Source organism: Sinomonas sp. G460-2, from assembly GCF_047759905.1.
Classification (GTDB): domain Bacteria; phylum Actinomycetota; class Actinomycetes; order Actinomycetales; family Micrococcaceae; genus Sinomonas.
In genome coordinates this window covers 1-1,746 of the sequence record NZ_JBKZWT010000496.1, presented here as the reverse complement: position 1 = coordinate 1,746, position 1,746 = coordinate 1, and the positions used below count along the sequence as shown (strand labels likewise).

The 1,746-nt window shown below is 68.4% G+C and carries 1 protein-coding gene and 1 pseudogene; one reads left to right on the top strand and one right to left on the bottom strand.

The window, feature by feature from the left end; genetic code table 11:
* Positions 1 to 219: pseudogene (locus ACLN58_RS21830) on the bottom strand (hypothetical protein); the annotation flags it as partial.
* Between the two features lie 61 nt (positions 220 to 280).
* On the opposite strand from ACLN58_RS21830, the gene ACLN58_RS21825 reads away from it, so the two are divergent.
* On the top strand, positions 281 to 1,714 hold the full coding sequence (locus ACLN58_RS21825; RefSeq protein ID WP_415857308.1) for an FAD-dependent oxidoreductase: 1,434 nt from the start codon (positions 281 to 283) through the stop codon (positions 1,712 to 1,714).
* The last annotated feature ends 32 nt before the right edge of the window (positions 1,715 to 1,746 follow it).

Genomic DNA, 1,746 nt, shown 5'->3' with positions numbered 1-1,746 from the left:
CACGAACGCAAAGAGAAGCGCGAGCCACGGGTTCTGGCCGAGTTGCGCGACGAGGAGGGCGACGACGGCGAGTTGGACCACGGCGCGGAGGCTCGCCGTGACCGGGGCGAGCCACCCGCCGTCGAGCGCCCAGCGGTGCACGGCGGCGGACAACACGGTGAAGACGACCACCGCGACGACAACTCCGGGGCCCAGTCCAAGAAGCGTCGTACTCTGCACCCGAACTACAATAGGAGGCTGCGCGCCCTACTACGTGCGTCCGCCGCCGGAAGGACTCCCTGTGACCAACGCCTCTGCCGCCAGACCGCTGCGCGTCGCCATCATCGGCGCCGGGCCCGCCGGGGTCTACGCGGCAGACATCCTCACGAAGTCGAACGAGGTCAAGGATGGGGACTTCGAGGTCAGCATCGACCTGTTCGACCAGTACCCGGCGCCGTACGGGCTCATCCGCTACGGGGTGGCCCCGGACCACCCGCGCATCAAGGGAATCGTCAACGCGCTGCACAAGGTCCTGGACCGCGGCGACATCCGCTTCATCGGCAACGTGACCTATGGACGCGACGTCACGCTGAGCGACTTCCGCCACTTTTACGACGCAGTGATCTTCGCCACGGGCGCGATCAAGGACGCCGAGCTCGACATCCCGGGTGCCGACCTCGAGGGATCGTTCGGCGGCGCTGACTTCGTCTCGTGGTACGACGGCCACCCGGATGTGCCCCGCGATTGGCCGCTCGACGCGAAGGAGGTCGCGGTCCTCGGCAACGGCAACGTTGCCCTCGACGTGGCGCGCATGCTCTCGAAGCACGCCGATGATCTCCTCGTCACCGAGATCCCGGACAACGTGTACCAGGTCCTCAAGCGCAGCCCCGTGACGGACGTGCACGTGTTCGGCCGCCGCGGTCCGGCGCAGGTCAAGTTCACGCCGCTCGAGCTCCGCGAGCTCTCCCATTCCCGGGACGTGGACATCGTCCTGTACCCGGAGGACTTCGAGTTCGACGACGCCTCCGACGAGGCGATCCGCACGAACAACCAGGTCAAGACCATGGTCAACACGCTCGCGAACTGGATCGCCGAGGATCAGGACACGGGCGCGTCGCGCCGCCTGCACCTGCACTTCCTGCACAGCCCGGTCGAGATCTACGACTCCCGGGAGACGCCGGGCCACGTGGCCGGCATCCGCTTCGAGCGCATGGAACTCGACGGTACGGGCAACGTGCGCGGCACGGGCGAGTTCGAGGACTACCCGGTCCAGGCCGTCTACCGCGCGATCGGCTACCACGGCTCCGAGCTCGCCGAGCTCGAGTACGACGCTCGCCGGGGCGTCATCCCGAACGACGGCGGGCGCGTGCTCGACGAGGAAGGCACCGCCGTGCCGGGCGTCTACACGACGGGCTGGATCAAGCGCGGGCCCGTGGGCCTCATCGGCCACACGAAGGGCGACGCGCTCGAGACGATCGGCTGCCTCCTCGAAGACCGCGATTCGCTCCCGCCGGCCGAGAATCCCGACGAGCACGCGATCATGAAGCTCCTCGAGGAGCGCGGCGTCGAGTTCACCACGTGGGCCGGCTGGAACGAGCTCGACGCGCATGAGAAGTCGCTCGGGGAGAAGTTCACGGCAGAGTCCGCGGAGAAGGGCACGGCCGTTCCGCGCGAGCGCGTGAAGGTGGTCCCGCGCGAGGACATGGTGCGCATTTCCCGCAAGCGCCAGAGCTGACCGGCCCCCGGGCTGACCGGCCCCAGAGCTGA